Here is a 20686-nt window from a genome sequence, read left to right as displayed (position 1 = left end):
AACACCACACGAACATGACGTCCGGAGGCCTTGAGGGCAACTGTTCCAGCGTATCCCAGCTTGGTCTCGGACACAAGGCCCGACTCTTGGGGGATACAACCTGCCAGGCCACACGTCCAACCTCGTGTCCCAGTCCGTGAAGACCAGGTCGGTGTCCGTCGCTCTGACTCGACAAAAGTTACGCCACCAACAACACCAACGCAAATCGCCTGCTCAGCGGCTTTCGTGCCGGCTTCAGCGCCCGTTTCGCCCATCCTCAGCAGCTTCAGAACGACATTCGGCCCGAAATTCGGGTCAACCGCAGATTCAGGTCAACAACGCATCGCGCGCGAACCTGCGCGACCAACTCGGGGAATCGGATACGCCTTCGCGAAAGTAGAAGCGCGGGCCGTGAGCACCGATGAGATCCAAGAAGCTCACCGTCGCCTGCGCCGCGAACTGTGCATCGAACACACCGGAATCTTCGCTGGCCCAACCCAACTCGGCCACCGTCTGGACAAGCATCTCGTTACGATGCGTCGCGCTGGCCGATGCTGCGAGGGAGATCAGGAACAGCGTCGCGGCGTCGGTCTCGTACGTCTCCTTCCCCAGAGGAAGTCGCGAAGCGGCATGTCGCCACATGCCGATCGGGTCGCCGGCCAGGCGCGCACCGAGCCTCGTGCGTAGCAATCGCCCCTTCGACGTGCGGGTCAGCCCGAGGTGCCGCACGGCCTCACGCAGATCGGTCACCTGGTGGTGATCGATTTCCCGGTTGCTCGTCCCTACCCACCCCAGACCCCAATCGAGCTCGTCGCGGATCGCCGCCACGAGGGCAGGCTTGAGATAGCCGGCATCAGTCAACGCCACTCCGTCGTCGCCGATTCTTTCGAGAAACCACGTCAGCTTCGCCATCGCGATCTCCGCCACCGGTAGATCCACCGAGCTCTCGATGGTCAGTTCGCACCGTGGCAGCAGCGCCATCAACGACGGCACTTCGGTCGGTCGCACGCGATCGAAGAGTTTTCCCACGGCAGGTGCCGTCGCCACGGTCTCGGCGAGAATCGATCGACCCGTATCCAGCGAGTGCAACGCCCTGTTCACAACATCTGCGTCGAACCGGGCCGGGTCGAATTCCGGACCCCATCGCCTGAGCAGGGCGGCAAATTCAGGATCGGCCGGGTCAGCTGCGATCTCCAGGCCCTGCGAGTAATGCGACGGCCCGCCGCAATCCTCGGGTGGGCACGCACGCGCTCCATCGAGACAGATGGATCTCAGGTCATCGATATCGGATTCGATCTGCTCGAGAACGACGGTATGTGTCCATCCATCACCGAAGTCGTACTCGTAGGCCATCACGGATCCGCGTGAGGTGAGCACCTCGTCGATCCGGACTCGCTCTTCACTCACTGCTTCGTCGTCCGGGCCGTCGTCGAGGCCTTCTGCCATCTCGAATCGCCGCGTCGCACCGCCGGTCCTGACGCTGAAAGCGTGCATATGCCGGTCCTCCCAACCCAGAGCGCGCTGCAACACCGAGTGCAGTTCGGACAGCAACAAGTCCGAGCGCACCCGCACCCGACGCCAGATCTGCGGTCGCGTGTGGTCCATCGTCACGTGAAGCACGAGGTTGACCAGGCCTCGCCCCGTTGCCATTGTCGCGTCGTCGTCGGACGACTCGTCGGGATCGGGCATATCCGGAACCACCGACAAGTGGCGGACGCGGCCGGTTCTCATCGACATGTGATCGACCCTAGCCGGACCGATGCGTCGGACACAGGCATCGCGGCTGCCTTCCCCCACAGATGCTGCCTCCACCGAGATCGCCTACCCACGATCGGTGCCGACCTTGCGTGCCCTCGGGTTCTTCGTCACTGTGGTCGAGTGCGGTTCCGTGACCGCGCCGTCCGTGCGTCGAACAGCGAGGACAACCTCCGCCCCGGTCGACGACCTCTGCGGCAACGGCCCGACCGGTTCGCCACGCTCCGCCCATCAGCACTACTCGCACAACGCTTCACCCCCTCGCTCGGCTGGTTCCTCGACCAGCCAAGCGAAAAGTTCACGTCGACGATCGCAACAATCTTCTGCTGCTATAAATCGATCGGACAGATCCTGGCTACGAGACGTTCGTCGTCAGACCGTCATTGATCGCCGAGACGTCGAAGGCCAATGCGTCGAGTTGGGACGCCAACGTCGTCACCGTCAATTGCACCAAGTATTGGGTATCGACTCCCACCAGCACATACCGAGTCGTCACCGCGGCCTCGAGTTGTTGCGCGACGTAGGTACCCCGAATGAACCGCGAGGGCCAGCCGAGCCACGACGCCGTGCTCGCTTCGGCCTCGACCCAACCCGGCATCGCGCGTGCGTCGCCGAAACCCAACGCCATCAGCGCTTCCGGATCGATCGTGCGCGAGAGCGCGCCGACCAGAAGCACAGCGTTGGGCGCGAATCCGTTCTCGACGAGATTCGGTTCCACGATCACCTGAGTGGCTCCGGGAAATTGCGCGGAATCGAGCGTCTGCCAGCCGGCGGGAACCGGCACGGTGATCCCGAGTTCGGCCGCGGAGCCGCCGTCGAGCGGGGACACCCGCAACGCGTGTGCGTTCAAGTACTCGGCGATCGTGGTGGGCTCGGTCGGCTCCGGCGACTGGACGTCGTTCACAGCATGGGCCTTTCGATGGTGGACGATTCACTGACACGGCAGAGGCTACCTGCGTCGATCCGACTTTTCGCAGGTGCTCGATTGCACCCTCTCGGCCAGCGCAGGAACGAGCAGACCAGACGTTACAGTTCGGCTCTGCGAGCGGTGAGTTCCTCCAGGTAGCGCGCGACCGCGTCGTCGTCGTTGGATTCGAGGACGCGATCGGCCACTGCGCGCACCACCTGCGCGGCATTCGAGGGACACAAGGCCGTACCCGCCCAGGCCAACATCGGCAGATCGTTGCGAGCATCTCCTACTGCTGCAACCGAAACCGGCGAGATCCCCCATCGCTCGCACAATTTTTGCAGCGCACTGGCTTTCGAGATGCCCGCGGCGGACATCTCGATGTACGGGGCGCCGGAGTGCGTCAGCTCCACCCCGTCCACTCCGGCCGCGGCGACGAGCTCGTACAGCGCCTCGCTGGTCGTATCCTTGTGCCGAGCAACGATTTTCACCGTCGACTCGACGTCGGCGGAAAGACCGTGGTCGGAAAGTTCCATCTCGTGTGGATGCCGATGATGATCGGCGAACACACACAGTTCGGCATACCCGGCCTCGGCCACGAATCGAGTGGCTCCGACAGTCGCAAAGGCCACCCCTGGCACCAGAGCCCGTACGACGGACTTGGCCGACGCGACGGTTTCGGCCGGTACCGACGTGGTTGCGACGATGGTGGGGGTGCCGCCGGCCAGATCGAGGACCACGGCCCCGTTGGCACCGATCGCCGTCCCGCGAAATCCGCAGGACGCAGCGAGTTCGTCGATGGAATGCCGCGCTCGTGCAGTCGCCCACACGACTTCGATTCCGGCGCTGGCAGCAGCAGCCATCGCGGACGCCGTTCTCTCCGAAATCGTTCGGTCCGAACGTAACAGCGTGCCGTCGAGATCGGTGGCGACAACGACGACCTCTTCGGTTCTCTTCACCTCACCGATTCTGCCAGGTACCGCAGCCTCAGCCTGCGACCAACGTCAGGAGGGAAATCTCACTGGGCGCAAATACCCGAAAAGGCGGACCCCAGAATCCCGATCCGCGGCTCGTGTAGAGCTGCGTGCGAGCACCGTGCCTGCTCAGTCCGTGCACCACCGGCTGGTCGAGGCGAACCAACGCGGAGAACGGCCAGATCTGACCGCCGTGCGTGTGGCCGGAAACCTGAAGGTCGACGCCCGCGCGAACGGCGTCGGCGACCTGTTTGGGCTGATGAGCCAACAACAGCACGGGCATCGTGGAATCGGTGCCGGCAAGTGCGCGGTCGAGGTCGGCACCATGACCGGGCGCGCCGGACCCTTTCGCGGTGGCGTCGTCGACGCCGGCGATGATCAGCGCATCATCACCGCGATGAAGCACGACATGACGATTGTGCAGCGAATTCCACCCGATGTTCTCCATATGATCGAGCCACTCCTGCGCCTCGCCGAAGTACTCGTGATTACCCGTGACGTACACCCGCGCTGCGCTGGCGAGCATCGACTCCAGCGGGGCTGCCTGCTGTCGACGCCGATCGACCGAGCCGTCGGCGATGTCTCCGACGTGGGCCAATACATCGGGTTCGAGTGCATTGACGGCATCGGTCAATCGGTGCGACCACGCCGTCCGATCCATCGGACCGAAATGCGTGTCGGTCACCAACACCACTCGCAGACCGTCGAATCGAGCTCCGAGCCGATCGATCCGCACGGTCGTGTGTCGAACCCGCGGAGTCCGCATCGCCTCGTAGTGACCCCACAGCGCGAGGACGACGACAAGCACTGCGGTTGTCACCGACACGATCCGCGACCGCACCGGGTCCTCGACTCCGGCGAGCCACAGCCCGAGTCGCAGCAGCAGCGACAGCGCCGACCACACGAACGCTATCCACACCACGCCCAGCAGCACGTCCCCGATGCGCGCCCAGGCGTCTTTGCGCCGTCCCTCGGGGCCCGGCCGATGGCCCAGATACATCGCGGTGGGCAGTGCAGCGAACGCGGCGACAGCGAGCACGGTGCCGCCGACTCGCACTGCCGGAGCCCAGTGCGCGGCGGCGAACACGACGGTCCACGTCGGCAACGCAAAAAGCACAGCGCAGACCCCGAACACAATTGCGGGCAGAACGATCCGGCGCCGACGTGGCGACTCGGGTGAGGTCGGCCGATCCTCGTGCTGCGCCTGTCGATCTGTCATCGGCGATGAATCCTCTGTGCTCGGACGGTCGCTACGATCGACCACGGGTGGTGTAACCCCGAATTCCGTTGAGCGGGAGTTCGTGTTCGGCGATCCCCTCGTCCCCCCGTTCTTCGAGGCCGGCACCGGTTTCGGTCTCCACTCGGCCCTTGCGTGGCTCGGACGGGCCGGAACCAACCGAACTCGGGGTCTTCTCCGGTGCTGGCACCTCGTGCTCGGCCCGTTCGGGCGAGGCTGTTCCGTCGGGCGCAGATCCTTCGGTGCTTGCCACATTCCCGTGGGCGTTCGCAGGCTTGTCCGTCATGGAACCCTTGGGCGATGTGGATCCGGTCGTCATTGCGGATCGACTCGCGGTCGAAGACCCGTTCGACGTGCGTGATCCGTTCGTCGCACCTGACCCGTTGGTTCCGACACCGTTGCCGATTCCGGCCGACTTGCCGATTCCGGCCGACTTGCCAATTCCGACACCCTTGCCCGGTCCGACACCCGTGCCCGTTCCGGAACCGTTGGTCGGCGTCGGCACCGATGTTTCGGGGTCAGCGGGGTCGGCCTCGGACGCGATCACCTCGTTACTCGGCATCTCGATCCGCGGCATGCTCCACAGGGACAGCACCGATTCGTGGTGCACGGCAGAGTCGGCGTCGGTCGAGGTGTCGAAGGCACCCGAATCGTCGAACTGCGAGGATTCGAGCGGGACCGGGGTCCACGCCTCTTCCGACAGCGTGAGCCCATCGACCACAACGGTATTGGGTTTTATCCCCAAACGAGCCAGCGTGGCCCACAGACTTTCCAGGGCTGCATCGGAATCGAGGTAGTACTCCGATTCACGCACCCGCCAGAACGTCCAACCACACCGCTTGAGCTCCTGCTCACGCTGCAGATCGGCCATTCGCTGCGCCGAGGTGGACAGGAACACGTCCCCGTCGCACTCGACGGCGAGGCGTGAGGACTCCCCGGTGACCACGAGAGCAAGACGTCGATTGTTCACTTCCACACCGGGATTGACGTGAAATCCGCGCTCGACGAGGTCGTTCCACAGCTGCTGCTCGAGCAGCGTCTCGAAGGGAGCCGTTCGGATCTCCCGCGACACGTTCACCGGCATCGGATCGGCGGGAGCGGGCGAGACGGAGGTGACGTAACCGAGCAACGAGTTACGAAGGTCCGCACGCTTGAGGCGGTCGACCGTCACCGAGTGGAAGAGCCACAGCTGATCCTGTGCCCGCGAGGCGGCCACGTTGAACCGACGCTTGTACTGGTTGGCCGTGAGGGTGGCGAAATTCTGATCGGGTGCCACCACCATGGAAAGGAACACGACGTTGCGTTCGTCGCCCTGGAAATCCGGCGGCGTGCCCACCCGTAGCCGCCGTTGTTCCCACTGTTCGATACCGATTCGCTTGATCAACTCGTTGCGAATCTCGTCCACCTGCGATTGCCCCTGCAGCACGACAACTCCGAAGGTCAGGTTGTCGTACGCAGAGTCTTCGAGGCAGTCGGCGATCTGCTCGGCAATGGCGATGGCCTCGGTACGGTTGACCAGTGATGCGTTCTTTCCGGTTACGGTCGCACCGCGAACGTACGTGTGCCGCAACGGCGGTAGGCGATCCGCGCCGAACTGCCGGACGGGAACGAGCGGGGAGTCTCCGTAGAACTGCTGGCTCGACCAATTGATGATCTCGGGCATCGATCGGAAGTGCTCACGCAAGCGCACCACCTGACCGAACCTGGTGCGCAACATGGAGAACAGACTCGACCTCGGCGTCAGCGTCGCACGCACGTGTTCGGGCAGATCCGGCAAGTAGACGTCCAGCCGATCGAACACGTCCTCCAGGGTGCCGGACTGCATGACGTCAGCGGGTGCACACTGGCGATCGTCGCCCACCACGATCACGCGCGGCGCGAGGTACAGCAGGAAAAGGCTGGTGATGTCGGCCTGGCTGGCCTCGTCGACGATAACGACGTCGAAACTCCCCGGCACCGGCGGAATCGATGCCAGCACCTGCGAGAGCGGCATGACCCATGCCGGTACCGCGCTCTGCGCCTCGCGCATCGCCGATCGTGCTGCACTGCGGTATGTCTCGGCGTACTTGCCGGCACCGGATCCGATACTGGAGATGTGCTCACGGTACGTCTGCAAGGCACGTACCTCGACGGCAGTCATTCGCTCGAGACTGTTTCGCCAGGCACTGGCGGCAGCCAAACGCGTGGTGAGATAAGCGATGTCGGTATCGACGGCAGCCAGCTCAGCTTCGAGCTCCTGCTCCAGGCCGCCATGGTGCTGCTCACCCACCCACTCACGGGCACGACGCCACGCCCAGGCCTTGGACAGCTGCCAGCTCAGCTCGTCCCACTCGGCATCGGTAGCGGTGTCTTCGACCAAGTCGAACAGTGCGGGTGCCACAGACGAGAGCGCGGTCGACATCGAGTCGAGACGTAGTTGATCCTCCTGCTCGGCGCACGCCTGCGAATACGCCGCGACGGCAGCGGCCACTTCCAACGGATCAGCAGTGTTCAACGCGCTCACCAAGTTCGTGCCCTCGGGCGACGGCCCGGCATCGATGCGAGTGGCGACCGCGAACTGCAGCGCCTCGAGCTCGGCCCGGGCGGCATCGATGTCGATGCGTTCGGCGATGACGTCGGCGGCCTCAGCGATCTCCTGCGCTTCGCTCAGGCTTCGAATCCACGGCGCTGCAGGGGAAATGGAGTACAGCCTGTGCACCAATGCATCGCGAGCGGCGACCACTGCCGACACCAGGCCGAGTCGATCGGCGATCCGCGCCACGTTGTTGACGCGAATCGAACGCGTACCGTCGAGCGGGACGATGATCGCGAGATCGGCCAGCAGCACCGATGCCGTCTGCACGGTGTCGAGTGCCCGGATATGTTCGGCCACCAGGCGCGCAGCCATGGCCGTCGTCGCGGGATGCCCGTCGACGGTGGCGACGATGCCGAGTGCCTCGACGGATTTCTGTTCCTCGCTGCGACGGAACCGAGGCTTCCACTCGACACCCGACTCCAGCGCGCCGGCCAGCGCATCCATTGCCGCCAGCGCACCCGGAGAACTCGACGAACATTGCACGTCGTGCGCACCGACGTAGCGATCGGATGCCGCAGCCGTCTCGACCATTGCGTCGATTCCGCTGACCCGCGACCACAGGTGGGAGGCTTCGCCGGACAGCACGGAATCGGTCAGCCGTGGATAGGAGCCATCGAGTTCGGAGACCGCTCGGACACGAGCGGCAAGCTCCCCGCACAGTTGCCTGATCTCCGCGGACACCGTCGGTTCCACGCCGTCGAGGAGCGCAATGAGGCTCGCGGCCTGGGGGGAGACGGACTCGGTCTGCGCGCCCGCGCGCAGGCAGAGCGCGGCGAGTTCGGCAGAGTTCGGCAGCATCGTCTCCGGACGCGGCAACATCTGGCGTGAGCGCAGCTCGCGACTGCCCGCGGAGGTGGCAATCAACCTACGCAGCTGATCGACCTGAACACCGTCGAGTGGCGGCCGATCGGCGAGCAATGGGCCCGGCAACCACTCGTGAGCAGCCTCGGCCGCTTTGACCTTGCGGACAATCGACGAGACCGTGCCGTCGTAGCCATCCGAAACATATTCGTGCACAACGGTTTCGGACTCACGAAGCGTCCTGACTCGATCCAGCAGTTCGGCCCGCCGAGCCAGCGCCGCGCTCCGCTGCGCTGTCAGCGCCTCGATCTTCTGCACCTCGCTGGCCTCGTCGAAGGAGGTTTTGCGCTCGGCGATCTTCGCGACGCTGCGGTTGAGCTCGTCCGAACCACCGCGAGAGAGGTCGGTGATGGACACGCAGAGCTCCTGCAGCTCCGGTGGGAGCTTGTCGCGCAAGACCCGCAAAGCTTGTGACTTTTCACTAGTGACCAGAACGCGTTGACCGCGTGCCAACAGCCCGGACATCAGATTTGCGATGGTGTGCGTCTTGCCGGTACCGGGTGGTCCCTCGACCACGACGCCACTGTCGCGGCCGAGCCGTTCGATGATCTGAGACTGCTCGGCGTTGGCCGGCAGTGGGAACAGTGGATCCGCCACCAGCGCAGCCGACTCACCCGCTCCGGTGCGCGCGAGCCAGGCCATCCGATCGGCCGGTTCGATGGCATCGACGAGCTGCGCCAACCCGAGCGGAACCGGAGAATCGGCGAAATCCAGATCGGCGATCATTCGCTCGTAGTAGTCGACCAACGCGAACGAGTCGCGAGCGCGGAGCACGAGGGCCGGAGAAATGGTCAGTGTTCGGTCGTCGTCGATGTAACCGAGAGCTCCGGGCGGTCCGACACGATCGAGTACCTCGATCTCGCGCCGTGGTACCCGCGCAGCCCAGCTTCTCAGGAACTCTTCGACTCCGGCGCCGAGTGGGGAGGTGACCGAATCGTGCAACTGTTGGGTCAATTCCACCGAACCCGAGGTATCGAATTCGTCCGATCCCGTCAGCAACTGACTGTCCTCGAGGCGAGGAGTGGTGCTCGACGCGAGGCGAACCAGCAAGTCACCGGTTCGAACGTCCCGTTCGATGCTGGCGGATTGCGTGATCAGGTGGGTGCGCACGCTGCGCTGCGGATCGGTGTTGCTCGACGTCAACAGTCCCGACGCCACCACGAGTTCGATGGACTCGGGCCGTGAGGCGAGCTCCTGCATCATCAACTGCAGCGCCTGATAGAGCGCAGCCTGGGGACGCCGGTCCCGATCCTCCTGCGCCCACTCCTTCCACGTTTCCGAGTACCGCTCGAAGGCCTTCTTGATCTCGTAAGCCTTGCGGATGTCGAAGTCGGCATCGGATTCCTGCGCCTCGGCCCGCCTACGGGACGTCGCCGAGGACGCGTCGGCGAGCTCGAGCTCGCGATAACGGCTGTCGGCGACGACCTGGGGGTCGAGCCATCCCGACAGCACTGCAGGCGGCTCGGGCGGCTCGTCGACCGCGATACGCGGCGCGCGAAGCACCACGCCACCCTGCTTGGCCTTGGGATCGAGCTGCATCGGCACATCACCCGAATGCACCCACTCGACCTGCACGTGGTCGTCGAAGCGCAGCACCGGGTTCGATCGCGCCTCGACGATCTCGCGAAGAAAGCGCAGCAGGCGTTGCACCCTGCTCTTGAGCTCGTCGTCGTGTTCACGACCGGTAGCAGCTGCAGCCGTCACAGTTTCCCCACAAAGATTCGAATGGCCGTCCTCTTCAGGACGGTGCTTGCGCACCCGGGCCACACTAGCCGTTGAAAAGCAGTTGTTCACCGCGTCCTCGAAACAGGAAATACGTTCTAGTGCTGGGTCACAAAGACCCCACTCGGGTCGCTGTATCCCCCCACAGCGGACCTGCTCGATCAGTTCCTTCGCAGCGGTTCGAGCACCCCGAATGACGCCGCTCGGACACCGGGTCGACAGCCGTCCGGTTCATCCGCATGGAACCGCGCGATCGATGACGTATAAAGACTGAATGCCTGCGACGCCGGAGTCCGATCGTGAGCTGCCGAATCGGGAGCTACCGACTACCCCGCGCGGGCTGCGCACTCGATCCTCTCTCGTGGCGGCCGCGCGCCGTGTCTTCGAGGACAGTGGCTACCTCGATTCCCGGCTGATCGACATCACTCACGCGGCTCGATGCTCCGCCGGGACCTTCTACACGTACTTCACCAGCAAGGAAGAGATCCTGGCCGCGGTGCTCGAGCAGGCCAGGGACGACATGCTGCACCCAGGTACCGAACGGGTGGATCCGCACGACGACCCGGTTGCCGTCATCGCTGCGAGCAACCGTGCCTACTTCGAGGCCTATCGACGCAACGCGAAGTTGATGGCGCTGCTCGAACAGGTCTCGAACATCGACCCCGAGTTCCGACGGCTGCGGCGCGAGCGTGCCGACGCCTTCGTTCGACGCAACGCACGCAGTATCGAGAGTCTGCAGAACCGCGGCCTTGCCGATGCCGAACTCGATCCCCTCCTCGCCTCGCGCGCCCTGTCGTCGATGATCAGCCGACTGGCGTTCAATCACTTTGTCGTCGACGCAGCGGGGGGCAACGCGCCGGGAGACTACGAGGGTCTGCTCGCGACCGCGACGAGACTGTGGGTCAACGCGCTGCAGTTGGGTCGCTCGGGCGTCGGAGGCCCCGAATGAGCGTTCGATGCTCTCCGAATCGGAGCGCCCACAAGCATTCGACCGCGCTGTACCCACCGGTAAGGTACTCGCCGGTAGCTAGAAGGGCCACGGAATCGCCAATTTCCCGTTACGCCAACGCTACTCACGAGTACGACCACGGAGCCACTCGATCTCCTCCAGTATCCCGACACGAAATGCATTGTCACAGAATATATTTCGACCGTTGGTGATCAATCACACTCACGCCGAACACTGTTGGCGGTGCACAGGGGCACATTGCCGTTAGAATAGGGCGATCGGAGTGCCGCATTTCCGCCGAGAATCGGACATGCCTGGCATCAATTCACGTTCCATCGAGAGTGCACCGACGCGGTGCGCCCACACCGAGCGAAGAGAGATACGTTGTTCAAGCGGATTGCAGTAGTCAACCGAGGCGAGGCAGCAGTACGGCTGATCCGAGCCGTCCGAGAGCTCAACGCCGAACACGATTACGGCATCCGCACCGTAGCGCTGCACACCGAAGCGGAGAAGCGGGCCATGTTCGTCCGCCAGGCCGACGAGGCCGTCACGCTGCGTAAGCCGGCGACCGGCTCGGCGTATCTGGACTACGACGTACTCGAAGCCGCGCTGGTGGAGTCCGGTGCCGACGCTGTCTGGGTCGGTTGGGGCTTCGTCGCCGAGGACCCTGCGTTCGCGGACCTGGTCGCTCGACTGAACATCACCTTCATCGGCCCGTCGGCCGACGCGATGCGTCTGCTGGGCGACAAGGTCGAGGCCAAGATCCTGGCCGAGAAGGTCGGCGTCCCGGTCGCACCGTGGTCCGGCGGACCCGTCGAGACCCGCGCGGACGCCCGCCGTCACGCCGCAGCGATCGGTTACCCGCTGATCATCAAGGCCCGCTCCGGCGGCGGTGGCCGTGGTATCCGCAAAGTCTTCCACGAAGACGAACTCGAACTGTCCCTCGAACGCACCCAGGGCGAGGCCGAGCGCTCGTTCGGAGACCCCGTCGTCTTCCTCGAGCGGCTCGTCACCGATGCCCGCCACGTCGAGGTCCAGGTCATCGCCGACAGCCACGGTAACGTCTGGGCACCGGGCGTACGCGACTGCTCGATCCAGCGCCGCAACCAGAAGGTCATCGAAGAGTCCAGCTCACCGCTGCTCACCAGGGAGCAGGCCGATCAGCTGCGCACCGCGTCCGCCGAGCTGGTCAAGGCCGCCGGCTACCAAGGCGCAGGAACCGTCGAGTACCTGTACCAGCCCGAGCAGAAGATCTTCACCTTCCTCGAGGTCAACACCCGCCTCCAGGTCGAGCACCCCATCACCGAATACACCACCGGCATCGACCTGGTGAAGCTGCAGATCCTCGTCGCCGACGGCCAGGCACTGCCCGGCGAGTGCCCCACCGAATTCGGACACGCCGTCGAGGCCCGCCTCAACGCCGAGGACGCCGACAACGGCTTCGCCCCCGCACCCGGCACCGTCGAGCTGCTCAAGTTCCCCCTCGGCACCGGAATCCGCGTCGACACCGGCATCGCCCAAGGTGACGTCATCCCGCCCGACTACGACTCCATGGTCGCCAAGGTCATCGCCTGGGGCCGCGACCGCAGCGAGGCGCTGGCGAGGTTGCGCAACGCCCTGCGAGAAACCACCGTCGTCATCGACGGCGGCACCACCACCAAGTCGTTCCTGCTGAGCCTGCTCGACCGCGAGGAAGTCATCTCCGCCTCCGCCGACACCGGCTGGCTCGACCGCACCGAGGCCGGCTCGCAGGTCGGCCCGACGGCCGTCGCGGACATCGCCGTCATCGCCGCCGCCATCGACGCCTACGACGCCGAGGAAGGCCGCGAACGTACCGCCTTCCTCAGCTCCGCCCGCGGCGGCCGCCCGCGCGCCACCCATGCCATCGGCCGCACCGTCGAGTTGAACTACCAGGGCCAGGCCTACAAGCTCGAGGTCGGCCAGACCGGACCACACCGTTACACCATCGACGGTGACGGAATCGGCGAACTGCAGGTCGACGTCGAACGCCTCGGCACGTACGAGAGCCGTCTGGTCATCGGTGACCACCGCTTTTCGGTCGTCACCGTCGCCGGAGCCGCGCACTTCCTCGTCGAGGTCGACGGCATCAGCCACCAGATCTCCCAGGACGAAGCCGGGCTGGTCCGTGCACCGGCACCCGCCGTCGTCGTCGCAGTGCCGGTGGCCGTCGGTGACGAGGTCGAGGCAGGGCAGACCCTCGTCGTCCTCGAATCGATGAAGATGGAAACCGCCGTCCGATCCCCCTATGCCGGTACCGTGCGCGAGGTACTGGCCTCGGTCAACGGACAGGTCGACTCAGGTGCTGCACTGCTGCGCGTCGATCAGGCCGGTGAGCAGAAGGTCTCCGAGCAGGCACCGCGCGTTCGGTTCCGCGGTATCGACGACGCCGCTCAGCGCTCGCCGCAGCGCCGCGCCCTGGACCGACTCGACGAACTCGCAGCTCTGATCACCGGGTTCGACGTCAGCGGAGCCCGCGCTCGAAATCTGTTGTCCACCTACGAGACTCTGCGCGCCGAGGTTCCGCGGAACGATTCGGAGTTGGTGGGTGCCGAACTGTCGCTGCTGAACACCTTCGCCGATATCTGCGAACTTTCCCGTAACCGACCGACCATGGACGAGGAGAGCACCGACGAACGCGTCCACTCCCCCCGCGAACACTTCCACTCGTTCATGCAGTCCCTCGATGCAGATGTACAGGGTCTCCCGGAATCGTTCCGCGGCAAGCTCACTCGTGCACTGGCGCACTACGACGCCGCCATCGACGAGGGCCGCACACCCGAGCTCGAAGAGGCCGTCTACCGCGTCTTCCTCGCTCTGCAGCGCATGGAGAACCAGGTACCGGTCATCGCAGCCCTGCTCGGCCACTGGCTCAGCGACTGCTCGGCGCAGCCCGAAGCCACCCCGGCGATGGCCGAGGTACTCGAACGACTCATCGGTGCCACCCAGGCCCGCTACCCCGTCATCGGCGACGTCGCCCGTAACCTGCGATTCCGGCTGTTCGACGAACCACAGATCAATACCGCCCGCGAGAAGATCTACGACGGCGTTCGCGGCAGCCTGCAGTACCTCGCCGAGAACCCCGACGCCGCCGACTACTCGGCCCGCATCGCCGCGCTCGTCGCCACCCCGGAACCGCTGATCGAGCTACTGGCACAACGAATCACCGATCCCGGAGCGCTCCTCGAGGTGATCACTCGCCAGTACTACGAGATCCGCACCCTCGAAGACGTCAAGGCATTCGACCGCGACGGCACGCACTTCGTCACCGGCAATTTCGAGCTCGCGGGTGAGCAGCTGCAACTGATCTCGACCGCCACCGACTTCGATTCCCTCGCAACAACTCTGCATTCGATCGACGACATCTCCGGTCCCGCACCGGAGAACCTGGCCGTGGACCTCTACCTGTCCTGGCCGGACGCCCCGGCCGACGGCGATGCGCTGTCGGACCAGTTGCAGGCGGCGCTGGCCGAGCATCCCGGTAGCGGACGCTGGCGACGCGTCACCGTGACCGCGTTCGGTTCCGTCACCCGAAAGATGACGTACCGCCGCACCGCCGCCGAGGGAACCGAACCCCTGGCCGAGGACACCATCATCCGCGACATGCACCCGCTGACCGGTCAGCGACTCGACCTGTGGCGCCTGAAGAACTTCGACGGCGTTCGCTTGCCCGCCAGCGCAGGCACGTACCTGTTCCACCTGACGTCCAAGGCCAACCCCTCCGACGAGAGACTGGTCGCCCTCGCCGAAATCCGCGGCATCACAACACAGTTGGACGAGGCCGGCAACATCGTCGCGGTACCGGAGATCGAGCGGACCGTCGCGGCCTGCCTCGACGGCATCCGCCGCGCCCAGGCCGGACGCGGCAAGAAGCGTCTCGACGCCAACCGCGTGATGCTCTACGTCTGGCCGGTACTGAATGTTCCCGCCGACCGTATCGCCACCATCGCCCGCCACATCGCGCCACTGACCATCGGTGCCGGCCTCGAGGAGATCACCCTCATCGCCCGACTGGCCGAAACCCCGGGCGCGAAGCCACGGGAAGTGGCTCTGCGCCTGTCGTACCGATCCGGTGCAGGCATCGTCGCGAAGGTGACCCCGCCGCCCACCGAGCCGATGCGTCCGCTCGACGAGTACACCCAGAAGGTCCAGCGCTCGCAGGCCCGCGGCACCGTGTACCCGTACGAGCTGATTCCGTTGCTCAGCAGCAACGGCGGCAGTTTCACCGAGTACGACTTCGACGCCGACGGCGTGCTCGCACCCGTCGATCGCCCCTACGGCCGCAACACCGCGGGCGTCATCGTCGGTGTGGCCACGACCCCCACCGCCAAGTATCCCGAGGGCATCACTCGCGTCGCGCTGTTCGGCGACCCGACCAAGGCCCTCGGCACGGTCGCCGAGGCCGAGTGCTCGCGGATCGTCGCCGCCATCGACCTCGCCGAGCAACTCGGCGCCCCCGTCGAGTGGTTCGCATTGTCCTCCGGGGCAACGATTTCCATGGAATCGGGCACCGAGAACATGGACTGGGTCTCGCGCGGGCTGCGCCGGATCATCACCTTCACCCAGGCCGGCGGTGAGATCAATATCGTCGTCGCAGGCATCAACGTCGGTGCTCAGCCGTACTGGAACGCCGAAGCCACCATGCTCACCCACACCAAGGGCATCCTGGTGATGACCCCGGACAGTGCAATGGTGCTCACCGGAAAGCAGTCCCTGGACTACTCGGGCGGCGTCTCGGCCGAGGACAACTTCGGCATCGGTGGCTACGACCGCGTCATGGGCCCCAACGGCCAGGCGCAGTACTGGGCACCGAACCTGCGCGCAGCGTGCGACATTCTGTTCGCGCACTACGAACACGCGTATGCCGCTCCGGGAGAACGCTTCCCGCGTCGCGCAGCCACCGCCGACCCGACCGAGCGCGACGTGCGGACCTACCCGCACGTGCACCCGTCGAGCGACTTCACCACCGTCGGCGACATCTTCTCCTCGGTCACCAACCCGGACCGCAAGAAGCCGTTCGACATTCGCACCGTGATGCGCGCCGTGGTGGATCAGGACCACTCGGTGCTCGAGCGTTGGGCCGACATGGCCGACGCCGACACCTCCGTGGTGTTCGACGCCCACCTCGCCGGAATCCCCGTTTCCGTCATCGGCATCGAATCGCGAGCCATCCCCCGCAAGGGCTGGTTCCCCTCCGACGGACCCGATCAGTGGACCTCGGGAACCCTGTTCCCGAACTCGTCGAAGAAGACAGCTCGCGCCATCAACGCCGCCAGCGGAAGCCGGCCGATCGTGGTGCTGGCCAACCTGTCCGGCTTCGACGGATCTCCGGAATCGCTACGCAACATCCAGCTCGAATACGGAGCCGAAATCGGCCGCGCCATCGTCAACTTCGACGGACCGGTCGTCTTCTGCGTCGTCTCGCGCTACCACGGCGGCGCGTTCGTGGTGTTCTCCGGAGCGCTCAACGACAACATGGAGGTCCTCGCAGTTGAAGGCTCCTTCGCGTCCGTACTCGGCGGTGCCCCGGCAGCAGCAGTGGTGTTCACCCGCGACGTCAACGCCCGCACCGCAGCGGATCCGACCGTCAAGGAACTCGAGACTGCGCTGAACACCGCCGAGGACGACGCCACCCGCTCGGCCCTGCGCGTCGAACTCGCCACCGTGCGAGCAAACGCCCGCAACGCCAAACTGGGTGAGGTCGCAGCCGAATTCGAGGCCATCCACAACATCCAGCGCGCGCAGAACGTCGGATCGGTGCACCACATCGTCCCGGCCGCCGAACTACGCCCGCAGTTGGTTGCGGCTATCGAACGCGGAATGGCGCGGTCGCTGGCTACGTAGGGCTTGGGTTCTCGCAAACGCGCGCGCGTTTGCCGGGTGCTCGCGGAATAGTGAACGATTCCGTGAGCGTCTGGCGAATGCGCGCGCGTTTGTCGATTCAGGGGAGGTTGTACTGAGGAACCGTGGCGACGACACCGGTGCACTGACCGGTGAAGATGGTCAGTCCGCATGCCTCCCAGAACCTGGGGATTTCTCGAATGAGGGCCGACAGACCGCTCGCGCTACCGGTGCTTGCACTCCCGGTATCGGCCACAGCAACCGCCGGCGATGCCACAGCGATGACTGCGGCTCCCAACACAACGGCGATACGACGCTTCACGCTGTTCTCCTCTTCGATTCATCCGGACATGTTTCGCTCGACACGCTAACCCTGCGTCCGAATAGTCGCAATCGTCCGAACGAACGATTCCGACTGGTCAGCTTTCGAGAGCTCGCGCGCTCTCGAATCTTCGCGGTCCCCCGGTCAACGGGTCGGTGAAGTCGACGGCGCGGGCAAGGAGCTGCAGCGGCCGAGTGAAGTCTTCGGCCGGAACGGAGGTGAACACCGGATAGTACGGATCGTTCTTAATCGCAATATCCAACGCAGACAGGTGAATTCGCAGCTGATGCGTCTTTCCGGTCCTGGGGAACAGCCGGTACCGAGCCAGATCCCCGAACGCATCGATCAACTCGATGCGCGTCTCGCTGTTCGGCTCCCCCGGCTCCTCGTACGCCGTCATCACGCCATGCTCTTTGCGGATTCTGCTGCGCACGATGCACGGAAACTCCAGTGCTGCATCGAATCCCGCAATTGCCTCGTATTCCTTGGTGACGCTGCGCGACGAGAAGAGTTCCTGATACGGCCGTCGGGCAGGCTTGGTCTTGGTGAAGAGCAACACCCCGGCGGTGGCGCGATCGAGGCGGTGCGCGGGAGTGAGGTCGGGGCAGTCGAACTGCTTGCGCAGCCGCACGGTCGCAGTCTCGGTGACGTGCCGACCACGCGGAATCGTGGCCAGGAAGTGCGGCTTGTCCACCACGAGTAGATCGTCGTCCTCGTAGAGAATTCCGATCTCGAACGGTACCGGAACCTCCTGCGCTGGAACGCGATAGAAGTACACCTGACTGCCGGGACGGTACCGGCTCTCCACAGAAATCGGCCTGCTCTTCTCGTCTACCACTTCTGCCGCTGCCATGGCCCGTTGCCAGTCATCGTCGGGCATCTCACGCTCGAGGTACTCCGCGATAGTGGTCGCCGAATCACCATGCGGCAACAGCAGTCTGAGAGGAGCGAGGCCGTCGCGGAAAGGCAGCATTCTCAGGCACAGTCGAGGCAGATCAAGCGCAGACCGCGGCCGGCATCGCCATCGAAGTCCTGATAGCGCGACGTCGGGTTGCCGCATGCACTGCATCGTCCGATGACCGCGGTGTGGTCGGAGAAATTCATCGCCATCCGCTTGTCGAAGACGAACAGTGACCCCTCCCAGAGGGCGTCGTCGCCGAAAGTCTCTGCATAACGGACGATTCCGCCGTCGAGCTGATAGACCTCCTCGAACCCGCGAGCCACCATCAGCGACGAGAGCACCTCGCACCGCACTCCCCCGGTGCAGTACGTGACCACCGGGGACTTCTTGAGATGGTCGTAGGCCCCGGACTCGAGCTGTGCGACGAAGTCCTTCGTGGTTTCGACGTCGGGCACCACCGCGTTCTTGAACTTGCCGATCTGGGCCTCGAAGGAGTTGCGGCCGTCGAAGAAGACGACATCGTCGCCGCGGGAATCGACGAGCTCGTGCACCTGCTGCGGACTCAAATGAGTGCCGCCGCCGACCACTCCGGCGTCTCCGACCTCGAGCTCACCCGGCGCGCCGAACGTGACGATCTCGTCCCGGACACGCACACTCAGGCGCGGGAAATCGTCCCCGAGCCCCTCGGACCACTTGATGTCCGCCGTCGCGAAGGCGGGATAGCTGCGGGTGCCGCGGACGTACCGCTTGACGTCGTCGACATCGCCGCCGACCGTCGCATTGATGCCGTGTTCGGAGATCAGGATGCGTCCGGTCAGGTTGTTCGATGCAGCCAGGGTCTGCTGCCACAACCGGATCGCCTCGGGATCGGGTAGCGGAGTGAACACGTAGAACAGGACGATTTTCGGTACAGCCACACCGATCAGTATGGCGCGTTGTCAGGCAGGTGGTGCCGCCGCCCGGACGCGCTGGGTGCCGGAGTCGACGGTGAAGCCCGCTCCCCAGTACACCCCGGTCTGCGGATCCTCCTTGGCATCGAGGAACCAGTGGTCCATCCGAGCGGCCGACCTGGTGACTTCGAAGATGCCGAAACCATGGCTGTCGAGGTCGACGAACTTCACGTGCTGGTTGAGCGCCTTGAACGCTTCCTCGGCGACCCGGCCCAGCGTGTGCGGCGGGGTGTGGGTCAGATCGTCGACGTTGGCCGAGCTGACCGACGTCACGACGAGTTCGGTGGCAGCGGGTTCTGTGGTCGCATAGCGCGCCGCGTCGAGCGGTACCTCACACGCCCAGGCGGAGTGGATGTCGCCGGTGATGAAGACCGTGTTGTCGACGCCTGCGTCCACGATGGCACCGAGCAGCTTCCTGCGATCCGCGGTGTACCCGTCCCAGGGATCTGCGTTGTACGGCAGACCGCCCTCCGGAATGCCGAGAAGCGAGGTCACCGCCCTGGCTGCATCGCGATCGAGCGGCGGGATCAGCGTGGGCGTGATCATCACCGGATTGCCGACGATCTTCCACTGCGTCGGCGAGGACACGATGCCGTCGGTGAGCCACTGCATCTGGTCGGCACCGGTGATCGTCCTGTTCGGAGAATCGACCTCGGGACCGTTGAACGGCAACACCTGCTGCGATCGATAGGTACGCAGGTCCAGCATCGAGAGCTCGAGCAGGTTGCCGAACCGGAGCCTGCGATACAGATGCCGGTTGGTCGCGGTGCCTGCGGAACGCACCGGCATCCACTCGTAGTACGCCTGCTCCGAATTGGCCTTGCGGGTGTACCAGTCACCCTCGGTAGCGGGAGTGTGGTTCTCGGCGCCGCCGTCGTAGGAGTCGTTGGCGGACTCGTGATCGTCCCAGGTACAGATCCACGGCACACCGACATGCGCTGCCTGCAGATCCGGGTCCGACTTGTACTGGCCGTGACGCTGGCGGTAATCGGCGAGGGTGACGATCTCATGGGTGGGCGAATGTACCCGAACCACACCGTTGCGCCCCGGAAAGCCGCCGGTCTCGTACTCGTAGATGTAGTCACCCAGGTGCACGATGACGTCGAGATCTCCCCTGGCGGCCAGATGACGGTAGGCACCGAAGTAGCCCGACTCCCAGTTGGAGCAGGAGACGACCCCGAAGCGCATCGCGTCGATATCGGCATCATTGGACGGAGCGGTGTGCGTGGTTCCGACGGCCGATGCGGCATCGCTCGTCCGAAAATCGTAGAAGTAGGTGGTGTCTGCGCTGAGGCCGCCGACGTCGACCTTGACGGTGTGATCGGTATCGGGGCCGGTGGAGACCGTTCCGGAGGACACGACGTCACCCATGTCCGCGGTACGAGACATCCGCCACGTGACCGAGACCTGCGGGCCCACGCCCGAGCCCGGGGACGCGTCGGGAACGGGGGTGATGCGGGTCCAGAGAACGATCGCGTCGGGCAACGGATCTCCCGACGCCACCCCATGCAGAAAGCCTCGATCGCTGCCCTGCGCGTGTGCGGTCGCAGGCAGTGTCGTGGCCACTCCGGCAACCGCGACGGCCACCGACGACGAGCGAAGAAACGTCCTTCTGGAAAGCGCAGAATCAGCGTGCATCGGGTCAGTCCATGCGATCGGCGGTCGATCGTCAACCCCTCGTGCGCCTTTTGCATA

General features: G+C 64.9%; 11 protein-coding genes. 2 read left to right on the top strand and 9 right to left on the bottom strand.

Annotated features, from left to right (window positions below; all coding sequences use genetic code 11):
- Positions 1–306 precede the first annotated feature (306 nt).
- The 5 genes from RHODMAR_RS26965 to RHODMAR_RS11070 form a co-directional block, all read right to left on the bottom strand.
- Complete coding sequence (locus RHODMAR_RS26965; protein WP_051047949.1) at positions 307–1716, bottom strand: plasmid pRiA4b ORF-3 family protein; 1410 nt, start codon at positions 1714–1716, stop codon at positions 307–309.
- 373 nt (positions 1717–2089) lie between these two features.
- On the bottom strand, positions 2090–2638 hold the full coding sequence (locus RHODMAR_RS11085) for an LpqN/LpqT family lipoprotein (RefSeq protein ID WP_008714462.1): 549 nt from the start codon (positions 2636–2638) through the stop codon (positions 2090–2092).
- Between the two features lie 122 nt (positions 2639–2760).
- Positions 2761–3600, bottom strand: coding sequence for an HAD family hydrolase (locus tag RHODMAR_RS11080; protein ID WP_008714461.1), 840 nt, complete (start codon positions 3598–3600; stop codon positions 2761–2763).
- Positions 3601–3628: 28 nt separating this feature from the next.
- A complete protein-coding gene (locus tag RHODMAR_RS11075) occupies positions 3629–4834 on the bottom strand; it encodes a metallophosphoesterase (RefSeq protein WP_008714460.1) in 1206 nt (401 codons plus the stop codon).
- 31 nt (positions 4835–4865) lie between these two features.
- Positions 4866–9992: an AAA domain-containing protein gene (locus RHODMAR_RS11070; RefSeq protein WP_008714459.1), complete on the bottom strand. Its 5127-nt coding sequence runs from the start codon at positions 9990–9992 to the stop codon at positions 4866–4868.
- Positions 9993–10284: 292 nt separating this feature from the next.
- Here RHODMAR_RS11070 and RHODMAR_RS11065 point away from each other — a divergent pair, with 292 nt between their 5' ends.
- Together RHODMAR_RS11065 and RHODMAR_RS11060 are read left to right on the top strand one after the other, a co-directional pair.
- Complete coding sequence (locus tag RHODMAR_RS11065; protein WP_008714458.1) at positions 10285–10959, top strand: TetR/AcrR family transcriptional regulator; 675 nt, start codon at positions 10285–10287, stop codon at positions 10957–10959.
- 384 nt (positions 10960–11343) lie between these two features.
- The gene (locus RHODMAR_RS11060; protein ID WP_008714457.1) at positions 11344–16821 is read left to right on the top strand and encodes an ATP-binding protein; all 5478 of its coding nucleotides are present in this window, start codon (positions 11344–11346) and stop codon (positions 16819–16821) included.
- Positions 16822–16918: 97 nt separating this feature from the next.
- On the opposite strand, the gene RHODMAR_RS11055 is transcribed toward RHODMAR_RS11060, so the two are convergent.
- The 4 genes from RHODMAR_RS11055 to RHODMAR_RS11040 all read right to left on the bottom strand — a co-directional run bounded on the left by RHODMAR_RS11055 (position 16919) and on the right by RHODMAR_RS11040 (position 20629).
- Positions 16919–17140: a hypothetical protein gene (locus RHODMAR_RS11055; protein WP_008714456.1), complete on the bottom strand. Its 222-nt coding sequence runs from the start codon at positions 17138–17140 to the stop codon at positions 16919–16921.
- A gap of 97 nt (positions 17141–17237) precedes the next feature.
- Positions 17238–18113: a pseudouridine synthase gene (locus RHODMAR_RS11050; protein WP_008714455.1), complete on the bottom strand. Its 876-nt coding sequence runs from the start codon at positions 18111–18113 to the stop codon at positions 17238–17240.
- Positions 18114–18115: 2 nt separating this feature from the next.
- The gene (gene trhO, locus RHODMAR_RS11045) at positions 18116–18958 is read right to left on the bottom strand and encodes an oxygen-dependent tRNA uridine(34) hydroxylase TrhO (protein WP_008714454.1); all 843 of its coding nucleotides are present in this window, start codon (positions 18956–18958) and stop codon (positions 18116–18118) included.
- A 21-nt stretch (positions 18959–18979) separates the two neighbouring features.
- Positions 18980–20629 carry an alkaline phosphatase D family protein gene (locus RHODMAR_RS11040; RefSeq protein ID WP_042938781.1) on the bottom strand — a complete coding sequence of 550 codons (1650 nt, stop codon included), beginning with the start codon at positions 20627–20629 and terminating at the stop codon, positions 18980–18982.
- Between the last annotated feature and the right edge of the window lie 57 nt (positions 20630–20686).

It is taken from the genome of Rhodococcus sp. AW25M09 (assembly GCF_000333955.1).
GTDB lineage: Bacteria > Actinomycetota > Actinomycetes > Mycobacteriales > Mycobacteriaceae > Rhodococcoides.
This window is presented reverse-complemented; position numbering and strand designations above follow the sequence as displayed.